Here is a 15,801-nt window from a genome sequence, read left to right on the forward strand (position 1 = left end):
GATCGCTGGTTCGTTGGGATGGACATTTGCGGCCCCGACAGGGGCCGCTGGCTACAGGGGTGGGTAGTGGGAGTCTGACCCAGGATTGAGGTGGGGGCGCTGCCAGTTCAGCTTGCGCTCCGCAAACTTGTCCTGGATGGCTTGCCGCCGGGACTGGGGACTGGCATCAGCCAGGATCAGCGCTTTGGCCAGGATCTGACACCGACCCAGACCGAAGTCGTCCTGGCCCTGTGGTGATTCTGCCAGACCGATGCCAGGGGCCAGGGGCCAGGTGAACAGGGGAATCGGATGGCTCAGATGGGGCTGCAGTCTGGCCAGGTGCTGGCAGAGCAGCGCGCGGACGGCTTCGTAGTGAGCGGCCTCAATCATCAAGGTGGCACTGTTGTATCGGCTGTAGGACTCAGGATCGGTGAGGATGGTCAAAGCAAAGGGAAAATCCTGCTGATTCAGGGCCTTGGTCAGAACATCCATCAGCACAAGAGCACCTTCAGCACTGATATTGAAGTAGATGCTGATACCAGCCTGATCGAGAGCTGGCTCTCCCGCATTGCCAATCGCGCTGTAGCTCTCTTCCGTCAGAACGGCATTGGGCAGCCGCAACACCACCATTGTCCCCACAGCGGCCGGCGCAGCCTCGGCACTGCCGCGGCCTGCCTTCAAGCCGTCTTGCAACACCAGATCAATATTGGGATCAACCCAAAGCCGCAGACCATCCTTCTCGACCTGGGCACGATGCTCATCCCAGCCGATGACCATCCAGTCGGAGTCAAGGAAGCCAGTGCCGCCATTGGCCAGCTGGATCCGATGAAAGTAATCCACGTTGAGTCCTGATACAGCATCGTTCTTGAACTCCTTGGTCACCGCAGGGCCAGCGATCTTCCTTTCCTGCTCTCCGCTGAAGTAGATATCATGCAGGTAGTTTCTCACTTGACCAACGACATAGGCCTGGCGGAGCTGCTCGGGTAGCTTGCTCAAGCGTTGCTGCCGTTGATCCACTCCCGTGCTCACAGGCTCCCCGGGGTGCACCAGATCGAGGTCTGCATAGGCCGGATGACAAATCAATGGAGGCTCAATGCGAACATGGTTGATCAGATCGGCGAGGGCCTCCTGGCCAGAGCCATGCTGCAGCCAGTGAGGCTGAGGCACCTCGGCCTGCAGCTCCAACGTGTCCAGAGGAGATGGGGCGGCAGAACACGTGCTGCCGATGCCTCCACGGTCTGGCTCAAGGTCAGGCTCGGGGCCGGGAGGTTGAAAGTCGTCAGGTGAAACATGGCTGCGGCCAAACACCGTGACCATGGCCGCTTCGGGATTGCAGAGCAATGACCTGGCCACCTGCAACATCGCGATTTCCAGATTTCCACAAGACTCCCGATAGTGCAGTCGATCCTGAATCGCTCCAATCAAGCCCAAGCCTGCGAAGCGCAGCACCCGTGCCGGAAAGTCCGGAAATGCAGCCAGGATTCCCGGGAACTGGGCCAGATAGGCCTGCATGAAGGCCGAGAGGGAGGGCTGAAGCCTGTCCAGGGGCACAGCAGCAAGTTGCAACGCCACCGCCAGGTCTACATCGCGGCTGAGCACCAGACTCTTCAACCACAGCCGCAGATACTCAGCCACCAGGGCGCCAACATCAAAGGCCGGGTCTCCCCATGCCCACTGCTCCCAATCAATCAGGCGTACAAGGCCCTGTGCATCGGGCAGACACAACGCCTCGACAGCAGCAGGCAGGCAGGGCGGGGGCTGCCAGCGGAACCAATCATCGTGAAGCAAGATATTTCTGAACTTCAAGTCATGGTGGACTAGGCAGCATGGCTCGTAATCATGCTCCAACTCAGCAATGGCCTTTGAGAGCTCCTTTGAGCGATTATACAGCCTGTAGAACTTCAAGCCATCAATCGAGATCTGCCGAAAGATCTCTGGAGTCAGATTTTCAAGCTCGTCACGGAAGTCAGGTGGTTCAGCCTCATGTCCAGCGCTTTCTGGGTCTAATTCCAGATGGTAGTCCTGACGCTGAAAAGTGGCCTGGTGCAGCGTGGCAAGGGCGCTACCGATGGCCACAGGGATCTTGGCGGAAAACTGCTCGGCATCGTCATAGAAGTCGCCCAGATCGCTATAGGGCCCAAGGTATCTAAAGATCTGAATGGCATTGTCGGCATCAAACTTGAGACCCTGCGGCAGCAAGGCCTGCAAGGGCAGCAGTTGTTCGTGGCAGGCCAGCAGCTGGTGAATTCTCCATTCCTCTTCAAAATCCTGACTGGGAAGCTCAGTGCGGCCGATCGGCGCCTGCTTGATCAGCAACTGACTGGCGCTTGAAGGTGGGGCATCATGCTGTCTGATCTGCACCAGCAGATTCAGATTTTTGCCCAGCAACTGTTGAACGTCTTCAACAACATCCGTTGAATCGCACAGGCCCTGATGCATCAAATACTCGTGGATGCCCGCCGAATTCAAACGAACGACCATGACTCCAGACTCACCACGTCAACGACCTTCCCCAGCCCCAAGCGGCTTGATCAAGGCTATAGAAAAACCCCGAGGCTGCCATCCAGCATCCCGGGGTCTGAAGCTCACGACAGGGAGGGGCCCCTACTGTCAGTGGCTTGCTCAACGGCGCCTGCGATTGCGCCTGAAGCTGCGGCTGGGACGGCTGCGGCGGTTACGGCGACGACGGCGCGTGGGACGGCTGCGGTGGCTGCGGCTGGGACGGCTGATGCCGCTGCGGCTGCGGCGACGGCGGCGGCCACCCGAGATCGAGGCCTCATCTTCGGGACTGAGCTCACTGATCAGGCTATCGGGCCCGAGCAGCAGGTCGAGGCCCAGCAAGGCAACGTCGGTGGTGGGTTGGGTGTTCATGCGGTATGTCTCCGTTCCGGCAATAGGCCAGGGTTGGTTGAGCGATGGAGAGAACCGTTGGCGGCGCGAGATCATCAGTGCTCTGTGATCTGCGATCTGCAGCCTTCGGAGCCTTCCACCTGTCCGGCCTTCCTGGCTGGATTGAAGGGAATGTAACGGCTGAACGGCAAGAGAACGGCAGGAAAACGGTAAGAGTGGTCTTACCGTTTTCCTGCGGTGGCGGCCATGGACAGGCTGGGTTAACCCTCCTCCTAGCGCCTGCGGCGACTGCGCAGACGACTGCGACGGCTGCGCAGACGGCTGCGGAGGTTGCGGCGACGGCTGCGGCGGCGACTCCGCAGGCGGCTGCGGCGACTGCGCAGCCGGCTGCGCCTGCGATTGCCGCCTGCGATTGAGGCTTCATCTTCTGGGTTGAGATCGTGGATGAAGCTCTCTGCTCCAGAAAGCAGATTGAGCCCCAGCAATGTCACGTCTTGCGTGGATTCTGTATGCACTGGCTGTTTCGCTTGATCAACTCAACTCGACAAACTTAGAAGCCGGTTGGCAAGAAAACGACAGGAAAGCGGCAAGAAAACTCTTACCCGCCCTGTTGTGTTCCCGTTGAGGCTGTGCGGGCAACCGCCAGCGCCGACCTCACCATGCCTGAACGGCGATGGAGCCACCCGCCATCACAGCCCCACCAGCAGCCTGGTCTTGCGCAGCAGGAACTGAAGCACGGTCTCGACCCGGGTGGTGATGTCAGCGGTGAGGTCCATGCCCAGCCGCAGCCCGCAGCTCCGGGACGATGAGCGCAGCTCGGTCTGCTCCGGGCGCAGCGTCACCGCATAGCCGCTGGCCGCCGCCCCGCCCGGGGCCGCAGCAGCTGCGGCCGCATCGGGAGCCACGGACACCACCTCGGCCCGCAGGGTGCCGAAATCGGGGAAGGGGCAGCCCGCCAGACGCAGATCGGCCCGCTGGCCCACCTCCACGTTGGCGATGTCCGAAGACGACACCAGCACCTTCGCCAGGAACGGCGCTCCCTCGGGCGCGATCTGCGCCAGCTCCTGGCCGGCCGTCACCACCTGGAGGGGGTTGCGCAGGGCGAGGGAGAAGATCACCCCACCCACCGGCGCCCTGATCAGCTGGCGTCCGAGATCACGGCTGAGCTGGGCCCGTTCGGCCTGGTTTTCGCTCTGTTGCTGGCCCAGGCGCGCCAGGGCATTTTCTCCGCGGGACTGCTGCTGCTCCACATCCCGCTGGGCCTTGGCCAGGTTGGACTCCGCCACGCTCAGGCTGGCGCGCTTCTCCTCCATCTGCTCGCGGGAGGCGGCACCACTGCTGACGAGCTGGCTGTAGCGCTGGTACTCCGAACGGGACAGATCAAGGCTGGCCCGGGCCTTCTCCACTTCCAGTCGCGCCGCCTCCAGAGCAGCCGTGTTCTGCCTGCGCTGCGCCGCCAGCTGGTTGTCGAGAGACGTGCCGCCCTGCTGCAGCTTCAGCTCCCTGCCCTCCAGATCGGCGGGGTCCATCACCGCCAGCACCTCACCCCGTTCCACCTGCTGATTGGGCTGGATGCGGATCTCCCTCACCCGCCCATCCCGGGGCGCGTGCACCAGGCTGGTCTCGCCACTGGGACGTACCGAACCGGAGGCCCTCACCACCACCCGGTAGGGCCACACCGCCATCAGCGCCACGCCGGCCAGGAAACTCCCCACCAGCACGGCGCCGGCCAGGCGCACCCAGGGACGCACCGAGGGCAGGAACTCCTGAACGGAGGCCGGGCGCAGCTGCTCGCTCATGCCGGCAGGAGGTAGGCGGCCAGGGGTGCGCTGCTGCCCAGGTCCTGCGGCCGACCCTGGGAAACAACATGGCCTCGCTCCAGGTAAACGAGCCAATCACAGCGATGGATGACGCTGGGGCGGTGGCTGATTATCACTGTGGTCAGTCCCCGGCGTGCCGACAACAGATTGTCCATCAAGCGGCGCTCCAGCACCGGATCCAGTGCTGCGGTGGACTCATCCAGAATCAACACCGAGGGGGAAGACACAAGCGCGCGGGCGATCGCCAGGCGCTGGCGTTGGCCGCCCGAAAGATTGGCCCCGAATTCGCCCAGCACGGTCTGGTAGCCATCGGGCAGGTCGCGGATGAACTCATCGGCGAGGGCCTGGTCGCAGGCCGCCACCACCTGATCAAAGCTCACATCCGGATAGGCAAAACGAAAGTTTTCGAAGATCGTGCGATTGAAGAACTGCGCCTCCTGGGGCACCAGCACCACCTGGCGGCGCAGGCATTCCAGCGAGATGTCGTGGCGGCCATAGGGTCCGTAGTGGATGGAGCCGCTCTGGGGCGGATAGAGGCCGGCCAGCAGCTTCACCAGGGTGCTTTTGCCGCAGCCGGATTCGCCGATCAAGGCTGTGCAGCGCCCCCCGGGCAGGGTGAGGTTGAGGTTGCTGAGCAGATCGAGCCGTCCGGCGTGGTGGAAGCTGAGGTTGCGGCAGTCGATCTCACACGCCTGGGGCAGGGCCACCCACGGCTTCTCCATCCCTTTCGGGTCCTCAAGGCTGCCCTCCAGCACCTCGGACAGCCGCCGGATCACGACGTTGGCCGTGAGGTAGTCGTCGGTGAAATCGACGAGGGCTTCCAGAAAGCCGAGCACATTGCCGCTCATGCCGCTGAAGGCCAGCAGTTGGCCGATCGAGAGCTGGCCCGAGATCACGAAGCTGCTGCCATACCAGAGCAGGGCCAGGGTGGTGACGCGTGACAACAACCCTGTGGTGGTGCCACTGAACAGCGAGAGCTGCAGGGCATCCCAGCGCAGGTGGGCCACGCTGCCGAAGTTGCGCTGGTACTCATCCCAGGCCTGGGGCGAAGCCTCAGTGGTTTTGAGCACCTGGGCACCCCGGAAGATCTCCACCAGAAAGCCCTGGTTCTCAGCCGATTCCACAATCAGCCGGCGGCTCTTTTCGTATTGCGCCGGCAGGAACAGCAGGCCAGCGGCGATCAGCACGCCAAAGGCCAGCAGGGACACGGCCGTGAGGGGCGGGCTGTAGATCAGCATCACCACCAGCGAGATGGAGGCAATGAAGAAGTCACTGGGCAGGCCCAGCACCAGATCGCTGATCAGGGCATTGATGCGGCTGATGTCGCCGATCCGGCTCACCACCTCGCCACTGCGATGGCTGTCGAAATAGGTCATCGGCAACCGCAGCAGCCGGTGGCCGTACTCCAGCACCATCCCCAGCTGAAGGCGCTGGGCGAAATGACCCACGATGTGGCCCTGGATCAGGCTGATGACGCTGCGGAAGACAAACAGAAACAGCATCGCCAGGCCGAGGCTGGTGAGCAACTGGTTGTCCCGGCGCACCAGCACGTCATCAGTGAGCAGCTGCATCAGCAGCGGCATGGCCAGAGCCAGCAGGCCGATCACCACGTTGATGGCGAGGGCCTGCAGCAGCAGACCCCGGTAGGGCCAGGCCAGCCGCAGAAAGCGCAGGAACGGCAGCCGCTCTTCCTGCGGCTGCTGCAGCAGCCGGTTGAGGTCTGGCTCCAGCAACAGCAGCACGCCGTTGCCCCAGCCCTCCCGAAACTCCTCAGGGGACAGCCGGCGGATGCCGACGGCCGGATCGGCGATCACCAGCTTGCGACCCTGCCGGCCGTACAGCACCACCCAGTGGTTGCCCTGCCAGTGGCAGATCGCCGGCAGCGGCAGCCCATCCAGCCGATCCAGCAGAGCCCCGTCAGCCCGCACGGCCCGGGCATGGAAACCAACGGCATCAGCCCCCCGGCGCAGACCCAGCAGGGTGGTGCCCCGGGTGCCGGTGCCCACCAGTTCCCGCACCCGGGAGAGGGCCAGCCGGCGGCCATGGTGCCGGGCCACGGTAGCCAGGCAGGCGGCGCCGCAATCCTCCTCGGCATGTTGCTCCACCCACTCGTAACGCACCGGGCAGCGGGATCAGGGTGCTCCAAGCTAGGGAGGCTGCTGGCCGCAGACTGACCTTCCGGTCGCGCCTGACTCAACGCACCGCGTTCGCCAGGGCGCGGCGGCCTTCCACCGGAGCCCTGAGGGCCTCATCCAGGGGCGCCAGGCCGTAATCACGCTCCAGCAGGTCCATCACCGTGCGGCCGAAGTCGCCGGGATTGCGGTCGAACGCCTCCAGGCAGATGCGGCCGAAGGTGCTGCCCATCGGCTCGGGATTCCAGAGCATCTTGCGGGCGGTCCACGGCATCATGCTCATCGGGTTGTAGCCCGGCTTGATCAGGCCCTGCTCGAAGCCGTACTGCTCCAGGTGGGTGTGGGGCTGCAGGCCGATGAAGAAGATCGCCGGCTCCACCTTGTCGGCGCCGAAGATGCGCTCCAGCTCGCGGTGATAGGCCACGGTCTGGCGGATGGTTTCGGGGCGCTCATCGATCACGTTGAACGAGTAGTTCACCGACACATGGTGTCGGAAGCCGGCCCTCGCCAGCAGCCGGCAGCTCTCGAGCACAGTGCGCAGGTTGTAGCCCATGCGCATCTTGCGCACCAGTTCCTGGGATCCCGAGGTGATGCCGATCTCGAAATACTCCATGCCGGTGGCCACCATCAGCTCGGCCAGTTCCGCATCGAGATTGTCGGCGCGGATGTAGGCGGCCCAGCGGATGTCGTCCCAGCCTTCAGCCTGAATCGCCCGCAGCAAGGCCTTGGCATCTTCGATGTAGCGCCGCGCGGGGATGAACTGGGCATCGGTGAACCAGAAGCCGCGCACGCCGCGGCGGTAGAGCTGCCGCATCTCAGCGATCACCTCCTCAACGGGATTCACCCGCACCGCCTTGCCCTCCACCACCGTGTACACGCAGTAACAGCAGTTGTGGGGGCAGCCCCGCTTGGTTTGCACGCCCACGTAGAAATCTCCCCCCTCGAGGTACCAGTCGAGCTGGGGCCAGATCGAGGCGATGTAGTCGTAGTTGCAGGCCGTTTTCTCCAGGCTGCCCGGCTGCTCATGGATCAGGCCCGGGCGGGGCTCCTCGCCGGCCACAAAACAGCGCTCCCCGGCCAGGGAGTCGCCCCGGATCAACTTCTCCAGCAGGGGTTCGCCCTCACCCACCGACACCACCGTGCCGGCGGGCAGCTGACGCCCGAGCTGCTCATAGAACACACTCACAGCACCGCCACCGATCACGGCCCGGGCTTCGGGCTGATAGCGCCGGGCGCGCTTCACCCCTTGCCGCACCAGCCGCAGGTTGCGCCAGAGCTCGGCGTAGAAGGCCCGCATCAGGCCCAGGCCGCCCAGGGCTCCGCGCAGCCGTTTGAGCGGATTGCGCGCGTAGAACACCTCGAAGGAGTGCTGCAGGGGGTTGCCACTGCGGCCATCCACCGGGGCATAGATCTGGATGTCACGCCAGGAGAACACCAGCACGGTGGGGCGGAAACTGTCCACCACGGCGGCCAGGATGCGTTCCACATCCAGCACCGGCAGTGCGGCCAAGTCGAGAAACCGCTGCGGCAGATCGGGGAACTGCTTGTGCAGATGGTCGGCGAGATAGACGGGGCCGATCGGAAAAATCGGATTGCAGGGCAGCCTCACGAGCAGCACCCTGTGGGAACTGGTGGTGCTCAACGGCCGTCACTCTCGTCTGCGATGGCGCGACACTAACCAGGGCGATCGAGCTGCTGGGCCATGGCCTGCGCCCGCTGCCGCAGGGGCGACGGCAACCGATCCAGCCAGGGCCGGTGCACGCACAGCCGCGGGCGCAGCTCCCAGCCGGCCGCCGCCAGCTGCCGTGCCAAGGCCTGGGGCGACGGCTGGGCATAGGCGGGATTGATCACATCCCGATCGCCATCGATGCCGCCGAGGTCATCGATGCCGGCCTCGAGGGCCTCCAGCAGCCGCTGTCGGGGCCAGAGGTTGGGGGGCAGCTGCAGGTGCACCTCCGGCGGCAGGATGTGGCGGGCCTCGCCGATCAGATCAAGCAGTTCGTCGCAGCGGGCCGGGTCGAGCTCGGCCGGCGAGAGACCGGGAGGTCGGTAGGGCTGCAGGATCACCTCCTGCACATGGCCCCAGGTGGCCTGCAGCAGGGCGATCAACTCCAGGGCCTGGCGCCGATCCCTGGTGCTCTCGCCCACCCCGAGCAGGAGGCCGGTGGTGAAGGGGATGCCGAGGCGGCCGGCCTGCTCCAGCTGCAGCAGGCGCAGCTCCAGCAGCTTGCTGGGGGCCTGGCGATGCCAGCGCTGCCAGACCGGGCCCAGACCTTCGAGCATCAGGCCCATGGAGGGATTGAGGCGCCCCAGAGCCGCCATTTCGTGGAGCGAGAGGGGGCCGGCATTGGTGTGGGGCAGGCGGCCGTTGGCCAGGGCCAGTCGGCTGAGGCGCAGCAGCAGAGCCAACCATGGCCGGCGCTGGGGCGCCTGCGGGGCCACCTCACCGCTGAGCAGCAGCACCTCCCGGGCCCCGGGGCGGCGCTCGAGGCTGGCCTGCGCTTCGGGCTCTGTGAGGGCGTCCGCCAGGGGATCCTGTGGGTGGGGCGTCTGGCGGAAACCGCAGTAGCCGCAGTGGTTGAAGCAGCTGGAGGTGGGCACCAGGGTGACGCTCGGGCTCCAGGTGACCAGCTTTGATCGACCCCTCATCGCCCGCCACCCGAACGGAGGCGGCGAGGGGGCCGGCGCCAGGCGCAAGGTCGGTTCACCACACTCAACCCCTCTTCACAAACCCCGCAACGTTCTGTTACGTTAGGCAGCGACGGGGTTCCGTCCCGCGGCCGACTCTGCTTCCGGGCTCTGACCTGGAGCGCTTCTGCCGTCCTACTTACCTGCTCTTTCGAGCACCCATCACCTGTTCTCATGACCACCACTCTCCAGCAGCGCTCCGGCGCCTCCAGCTGGGCGCAGTTCTGCGAGTGGGTCACCTCCACCAACAACCGCCTCTACGTGGGCTGGTTCGGCGTGCTGATGATCCCCACCCTGCTGGCTGCGACCATCTGCTACATCGTGGCCTTCATCGCCGCTCCCCCTGTCGACATCGACGGCATCCGTGAGCCGGTCGCCGGTTCGCTGATCTACGGCAACAACATCATCTCCGGTGCTGTTGTGCCCTCCAGCAACGCCATCGGCCTGCACTTCTATCCCATCTGGGAAGCTGCCAGCCTCGACGAGTGGCTCTACAACGGCGGTCCTTACCAGCTGGTTGTCTTCCACTTCCTGATCGGCATCTTCTGCTACATGGGCCGCGAGTGGGAACTCTCCTACCGCCTCGGCATGCGCCCCTGGATCTGCGTCGCCTACAGCGCCCCCGTGGCTGCTGCTTCGGCTGTGTTCCTGGTGTACCCCTTCGGTCAGGGCTCCTTCTCCGACGGCATGCCCCTCGGCATCAGCGGCACCTTCAACTTCATGCTGGTGTTCCAGGCTGAGCACAACATCCTGATGCACCCCTTCCACATGCTGGGTGTGGCCGGTGTGTTCGGTGGCTCGCTGTTCTCCGCCATGCACGGCTCACTGGTGACCTCCTCGCTGGTGCGTGAAACCACCGAGAGCGAGAGCCAGAACTACGGCTACAAGTTTGGTCAAGAGGAAGAGACCTACAACATCGTGGCTGCCCACGGTTACTTCGGTCGCCTGATCTTCCAATACGCCAGCTTCAACAACAGCCGCAGCCTGCACTTCTTCCTGGCTGCCTGGCCGGTGATCGGCATCTGGTTCACCGCCCTGGGCGTGAGCACGATGGCCTTCAACCTGAACGGTTTCAACTTCAACCAGTCGATCCTCGACGGCCAGGGCCGTGTGGTGAACACCTGGGCCGACGTGCTGAACCGCGCCAACCTGGGTATGGAAGTGATGCACGAGCGCAATGCTCACAACTTCCCCCTCGACCTGGCGGCTGCTGAAGCCACCCCCGTGGCTCTGACCGCCCCTGCGATCGGCTGAGGCTTCAGCCCTCATCAGTTCCAGACCTGACGGAATCCCCCCAGCCCCCCTCTCAGCAGGGGGGCTTTTTGATGGTTTCACCTCTCAACCACCGGGCCAAGCGGCCGCCAAGGCCCAGCCCCTACGCTCGCAGCACTGTGTGGCAGCCATGGGCAGCAGCTTCGGCCAGCTCTTTCGCATCAGCAGCTTCGGCGAATCCCACGGCGGTGGCGTGGGGGTGATCGTGGATGGCTGCCCGCCGCGGCTGGCGCTCGCCGTGGAGGACATCCAGCGGGATCTCGATCGGCGCAAACCGGGCCAGAGCAAGATCACCACCCCCCGCAAGGAAGACGACCGCGTCGAGATTCTCAGCGGCCTGCTGGACGGCCAGACCCTCGGCACGCCCATCGCCATGGTGGTGCGCAACAAGGACCAGCGCCCCGGTGATTACAAGGAGATGGCGGTGGCCTTCCGCCCCTCCCACGCCGACGCCACCTACCAGGCCAAGTACGGCATCCAGGCCCGCAGCGGCGGCGGCCGCGCCTCAGCCCGGGAAACCATCGCCCGCGTGGCGGCCGGGGCCGTTGCCAAACAACTGCTGGCCAGGGCTTGCGGCACCGAAGTGCTGGCCTGGGTCAAGCGGATCCACAGCATCGAGGCCCATGGCATCGACCCAGCCAGCGTGAGCCTCGACGACGTGGAGGCCACCATCGTGCGCTGCCCCGACTCCGAGGCCGCCGAGCAGATGGTGGACCGAATCGAGGCGATCGGCCGGGAGGGCGATTCCTGCGGTGGTGTGATCGAGTGCGTGGTGCGGCGGCCGCCTGTGGGGCTGGGCATGCCGGTGTTCGACAAGCTGGAGGCGGATCTGGCCAAGGCCGTGATGTCACTGCCGGCCACCAAGGGCTTCGAAATCGGCTCCGGCTTCGCCGGCACCCTGCTGATGGGCAGCGAGCACAACGACGCCTTCCTGCCCACGGACGACGGCAGCCTGCACACCGCCACCAACAATTCAGGCGGCATCCAGGGTGGCATCAGCAACGGCGAAATGATCGTGATCCGGGTGGCCTTCAAGCCCACCGCCACGATCCGCAAGCAGCAGCAGACCATCGATGCCAGCGGGGCTGCCACCACCCTGGCCGCCAAGGGACGCCACGACCCCTGCGTGCTGCCGAGGGCCGTACCGATGGTGGAGGCGATGGTGGCCCTGGTGCTGGCCGACCATCTGCTGCGCCAGCAGGGGCAGTGCAGCCTGTGGTGAAGGGGCTCAGCGGGAGCGCAGCTCGCTGATCAGGGCCTTCAGCTCGGCCATGGCGCCGCTCCGGTCGAGGCTGCCACCCAGGGCCACGGCATCGACGCCAGCCTGCAGCCAGGGCCGCACGTCGTGGGGTGCCAGGCCGCCGGCCGCGATGCAGAACGGCAGGGCTCCCAGGGGCCCGCGCAGGCGGCTCCAGTAGTGGGAGCCCAAGCTGGCAGCCGGGAACAGCTTCACGGCCGGGCAGCCCAGCTGCCTGGCCTGCATCACCTCGGTGGGCGTGAACACACCCGGCACGAGGGCCAGGTCCAGGCGACAGGCCTCGTGCCAGAGCTCCGGAATCAGCACGGGTGACACCCCGTAGCCCAGACCCGCAGCAGCCGTGGCCCGAATCGCCTCCGGGCTGCAGAGCGACGCCGCCCCCAGCCGCAAGCGCGGATGGGCCTGCTGGAGCGCCCGGCACTGGATGGCCCAGTCGGGATGGGGCTGCCAGCTGATCTCCACGTGGACCAACCCCATGGCATCCAGGGCTGCCAGGGCCGGCTCGAGCTGGCGGGGCTGCTCAGCACGAAGCACCACCAGCAGGGGCTGGCGGCGCAGCGCATCGAGAAACGGTGGGAAGGAGGCGATCGCGATCAACCGGCCTGGTCAACCAAAGGGGGCTCAGACGTACTCAGCCACCCGCACATCGCTCTGCAGCAGCAGCTCCTGGAGCTGCTCAGCATCCACGGTTTCCTTCTCCACCAGAAGTTCAGCCAGCTGATCGAGCACGGCCCGGTTGTTGCTGAGCACCTCGGTGGCCCGGCGGTAGGCGTCTTCCACCAGCTGGCTCACCTCCTCATCGATGGTGGCCGCGGTGTCTTCGGAGAAGTCGCGCTCGGCGGCGATGTCGCGGCCGAGGAACATGCCGCCCTGGCTACGGCCCAGGGCCACCGGACCGATGCGCTCACTCATGCCGAAGCGGGTGACCATCTGGCGCGCCACCCGGGCCACCTGCTGCAGGTCGTTGGAGGCGCCGGTGGTGACTTCATCGTCGCCGTAGACCAGTTCCTCGGCCACGCGACCGCCCAGGGCCACGGCCATCTGGTTCTGCAGATAGGCCCTGGAATAGAGCCCCGATTCCATGCGCTCCTCACTGGGGGTGAAGAAGGTGAGGCCACCGGCCTGACCGCGAGGAATGATCGAGATCTTCTGCACGGGGTCGTAATCGGGCATCAGGGCCCCCACCAGGGCATGGCCTGACTCGTGATACGCCACCAGCCGCTTGCGCTTCTCGCTCATCACCCGGTCTTTCTTCTCCGGACCGGCCATCACCCGCTCGATCGCATCGTTGACCTCATCCATCGCCACCTCGGTGAGCTGGCGTCGGGCCGCGAGAATGGCGGCCTCATTCAGCAGGTTGGCCAGATCGGCACCGGTGAAGCCAGGGGTACGGCGGGCCACTTTGTCGAGGTCCACATCCTTCGCCAGGGTCTTGCCGCGGGCGTGCACCTCAAGGATCTGGAGGCGACCGCTGTAATCGGGCCGGTCCACCACCACCTGGCGGTCGAAGCGCCCTGGGCGCAGCAGCGCGGCATCCAGCACGTCGGGGCGGTTGGTGGCCGCCACGATGATGATCCCGGTGTTGCCCTCGAAGCCATCCATCTCGGTGAGCAGCTGGTTGAGGGTCTGCTCCCGCTCGTCGTTGCCGCCGCCGAGGCCAGCGCCCCGCTGACGGCCCACAGCGTCGATCTCATCGATGAAGACGATGCAGGGAGCGCTCTTCTTGGCCTGCTCAAACAGATCCCGCACCCGGCTGGCACCGACGCCCACAAACATCTCCACGAATTCCGAACCGGAGATCGAGAAGAAGGGCACCCCGGCCTCGCCGGCCACGGCCTTGGCCAGGAGCGTCTTGCCGGTGCCGGGGGGGCCCACCAGCAACACGCCCTTGGGGATCTTGGCGCCGACGGCGGTGAAGCGATCAGGATTCTTGAGGAAGTCCACCACTTCGGTGAGCTCCAGCTTGGCGCCCTCGATGCCGGCCACATCGCCGAAGGTCACCTGGGTCTGGGGCTCCATCTGCACCCGTGCCTTGCTCTTGCCGAAGCTCATGGCCGGGTTGCCTCCACCCCCCTGGGCGCGCCGCAGCAGGAAGAACAGCCCCCCCAGCAGCAGCAGCGGGAAGATGAGGCTGCCGGCGGCCTGCTGCCAGGCGGCCGGCTCGCGGCTCGGCTGCACCGCGATGTCCACGTTGTGGTCCGTGAGCAGCTTCAGCAGGTCCTTGTCGGGGGCCAGGTTGACCACGGCGCGGCGGCCATCGTTCTCCACCACCTGGGCGGTGCCGCGGTCGGGGGCGATCAGCACCCGGGACACTTCGTTGTCCTGAACGGCTTCGACGAAGTCGCTGTAGCGCAAGGTGCGCGGCGCGTTGGCCGGGTCGGGTCGGTCGAGGAAGGCGGTGCCCACGGCAATCACCACGACCACCAGGAGCACGTACAGCCCCGCGTTGCGCCAGCGTTTGTTCAAGGCCTCGCCTCAGCTGAGAGATTTAGTAACGGAATGTTAACCGGCGGTGAGCCGCCTGTTGCGCCGGCGCCTCAGGCCGCAGCCCGCAGCACCTCCACCACACTACGGAAGGCGAACCATTCCGGGATCTCCTCGCCGCCCCTCAGCATCTGACGGAACTGGGTGCCGCTCAGCTTGCGGATGTGCAGCCCCCGGGCCTCGGCGTGCTCCGCTGTCACATAGCCCTCCTCCTCGGTGTACACGAGGTTGAGGGAGGGCACCGTCTCCATGCCCAGTTCGGAGGCGTTGTCACGGGCGAAGTCCTGGGCCTGGTAGGGGCCGTAGAAATCGCTGCCGCTGAGGCTCGACTTACAGCCGGCCATGTCCCGGCCGATGATGAAGTGGGTGCAGCCGTAATTCTTGCGGATGATCATGTGCTGCAGGGCCTCGCGGGGGCCCGCCATGTGCATCGAGTAGGGCAGGTAGGCCCAGCGGATGCGGGGGTTGTTCACCTCAGCGGCGAGGCGCTCATAGGTCTGGAAGCGCACGGCACCGGCGATGTCGTCGTCCTGGGTGGGGCCGCAGGTGGGGTGCACGAGCACCGCCGCCTGCTCGCTCACATTGCTGGCCTCCAGGGCCCGGGTGAACAGTTCGTAGTGGGCGCGGTGGATGGGGTTGCGGCACTGGAAGGCCACCACGCTCTGACCCTCCGGCAGGGTGGCACGCACCTCGGCCGGGGTCTTGCAGGGGAACACCCGCTGGGGCAACGCCAGCCCCTGCAGCCGGCCACCGAGGTAGAAGCGGCCGCGCTCGCCGCTGATCATGCGCACGGCAGGGTGCTCGATCGAGGTGGTGCCGTAACAGCCCTGGGCTTCGCGGGCCTTGTCGGGTTCCCACTTGCTCCCCACCGTGAGCACGGCCAGGTCCTGGCCCTTGTAGGTGAGCAGCAGCCGCTCGCCGACGGCCACGCTCTGCTCATCGGTGTCGAAAACGATCGGCAGACCGAACAGCAGGCCGCTGGTGGTGCGATGACCGGCCACCACCGCGTCGTAGTCCTCCTGGTGCATGAAGCCCCGCAGGGGCGAGAAGCCGCCCACCACCAGCAGCTCCACGTCGCAGGCGTTGCGATCGCTGCACTCGAGCACCCGATCCACCCCGGCCCGCACGGCCTCCTGCTCCCCCGCGGGCACCATCAGATCCACCAGGGTGCCTCCGTGGGGCGCGATCAGGCCAGCCAGGGTGGAGGAGGTCATCGGAACGACGGCGTTGATGGGCACAGATTCTCCCAGATGGGCCCAGGCCCGGGGTTGTGGCCGCCGGTCTGCACAAAAAAAGGGGCCCGCAGGCCCCCAGTCGC

General features: G+C 65.7%; 11 protein-coding genes. 2 read left to right on the forward strand and 9 right to left on the reverse strand.

Annotation, left to right across the window (positions count from 1 at the left end; translation table 11 throughout):
• Positions 1–51 precede the first annotated feature (51 nt).
• The 6 genes from CyaNS01_RS12450 to cofG all read right to left on the reverse strand — a co-directional run bounded on the left by CyaNS01_RS12450 (position 52) and on the right by cofG (position 9,430).
• Positions 52–2,460 carry a T3SS effector HopA1 family protein gene (locus CyaNS01_RS12450; protein ID WP_186697339.1) on the reverse strand — a complete coding sequence of 803 codons (2,409 nt, stop codon included), beginning with the start codon at positions 2,458–2,460 and terminating at the stop codon, positions 52–54.
• Positions 2,461–2,601: 141 nt separating this feature from the next.
• Complete coding sequence (locus CyaNS01_RS12455; protein WP_186697340.1) at positions 2,602–2,850, reverse strand: hypothetical protein; 249 nt, start codon at positions 2,848–2,850, stop codon at positions 2,602–2,604.
• Positions 2,851–3,518: 668 nt separating this feature from the next.
• On the reverse strand, positions 3,519–4,628 hold the full coding sequence (locus CyaNS01_RS12460) for an HlyD family secretion protein (protein ID WP_225875672.1): 1,110 nt from the start codon (positions 4,626–4,628) through the stop codon (positions 3,519–3,521).
• Entirely contained in the window at positions 4,625–6,769 is a 2,145-nt protein-coding gene (locus CyaNS01_RS12465) for a peptidase domain-containing ABC transporter (protein WP_186697341.1), read from the reverse strand. Before CyaNS01_RS12465 ends, CyaNS01_RS12460 begins: the two co-directional genes overlap by 4 nt.
• Before the next feature lie 73 nt (positions 6,770–6,842).
• The gene (locus CyaNS01_RS12470; protein WP_225875673.1) at positions 6,843–8,423 is read right to left on the reverse strand and encodes a photosystem II high light acclimation radical SAM protein; all 1,581 of its coding nucleotides are present in this window, start codon (positions 8,421–8,423) and stop codon (positions 6,843–6,845) included.
• Positions 8,424–8,455: 32 nt separating this feature from the next.
• Positions 8,456–9,430, reverse strand: coding sequence for a 7,8-didemethyl-8-hydroxy-5-deazariboflavin synthase subunit CofG (gene cofG, locus CyaNS01_RS12475; RefSeq protein ID WP_186697342.1), 975 nt, complete (start codon positions 9,428–9,430; stop codon positions 8,456–8,458).
• Between the two features lie 213 nt (positions 9,431–9,643).
• Here cofG and psbA point away from each other — a divergent pair, with 213 nt between their 5' ends.
• Complete coding sequence (gene psbA / locus CyaNS01_RS12480; protein WP_186697343.1) at positions 9,644–10,723, forward strand: photosystem II q(b) protein; 1,080 nt, start codon at positions 9,644–9,646, stop codon at positions 10,721–10,723.
• Positions 10,724–10,871: 148 nt separating this feature from the next.
• Positions 10,872–11,963: a chorismate synthase gene (gene aroC / locus CyaNS01_RS12485; RefSeq protein WP_186697344.1), complete on the forward strand. Its 1,092-nt coding sequence runs from the start codon at positions 10,872–10,874 to the stop codon at positions 11,961–11,963.
• 6 nt (positions 11,964–11,969) lie between these two features.
• Here the strand turns inward: aroC and CyaNS01_RS12490 are convergent, their stop codons facing one another.
• The 3 genes from CyaNS01_RS12490 to sat form a co-directional block, all read right to left on the reverse strand.
• Entirely contained in the window at positions 11,970–12,596 is a 627-nt protein-coding gene (locus CyaNS01_RS12490; protein ID WP_225875674.1) for a bifunctional 4-hydroxy-2-oxoglutarate aldolase/2-dehydro-3-deoxy-phosphogluconate aldolase, read from the reverse strand.
• Positions 12,597–12,620: 24 nt separating this feature from the next.
• Positions 12,621–14,465 carry an ATP-dependent zinc metalloprotease FtsH3 gene (gene ftsH3, locus CyaNS01_RS12495; protein ID WP_186697345.1) on the reverse strand — a complete coding sequence of 615 codons (1,845 nt, stop codon included), beginning with the start codon at positions 14,463–14,465 and terminating at the stop codon, positions 12,621–12,623.
• Between the two features lie 71 nt (positions 14,466–14,536).
• The gene (gene sat / locus CyaNS01_RS12500; RefSeq protein ID WP_186697346.1) at positions 14,537–15,697 is read right to left on the reverse strand and encodes a sulfate adenylyltransferase; all 1,161 of its coding nucleotides are present in this window, start codon (positions 15,695–15,697) and stop codon (positions 14,537–14,539) included.
• Positions 15,698–15,801: the final 104 nt, after the last annotated feature.

This window comes from Cyanobium sp. NS01, assembly GCF_014280235.1.
Classification (GTDB): Bacteria; Cyanobacteriota; Cyanobacteriia; order PCC-6307; family Cyanobiaceae; genus NIES-981.

Bases quoted from the DNA above. Each gene is read 5' to 3' on its own strand.
- psbA (WP_186697343.1), top strand. From the start codon at position 9,644: ATGACCACCACTCTCCAGCAGCGCTCCGGCGCCTCCAGCTGGGCGCAG.
- sat (WP_186697346.1), bottom strand. From the start codon at position 15,697: ATGACCTCCTCCACCCTGGCTGGCCTGATCGCGCCCCACGGAGGCACC.
- CyaNS01_RS12460 (WP_225875672.1), bottom strand. From the start codon at position 4,628: ATGAGCGAGCAGCTGCGCCCGGCCTCCGTTCAGGAGTTCCTGCCCTCG.
- CyaNS01_RS12455 (WP_186697340.1), bottom strand. From the start codon at position 2,850: ATGAACACCCAACCCACCACCGACGTTGCCTTGCTGGGCCTCGACCTG.
- CyaNS01_RS12450 (WP_186697339.1), bottom strand. From the start codon at position 2,460: ATGGTCGTTCGTTTGAATTCGGCGGGCATCCACGAGTATTTGATGCAT.
- cofG (WP_186697342.1), bottom strand. From the start codon at position 9,430: ATGAGGGGTCGATCAAAGCTGGTCACCTGGAGCCCGAGCGTCACCCTG.
- aroC (WP_186697344.1), top strand. From the start codon at position 10,872: ATGGGCAGCAGCTTCGGCCAGCTCTTTCGCATCAGCAGCTTCGGCGAA.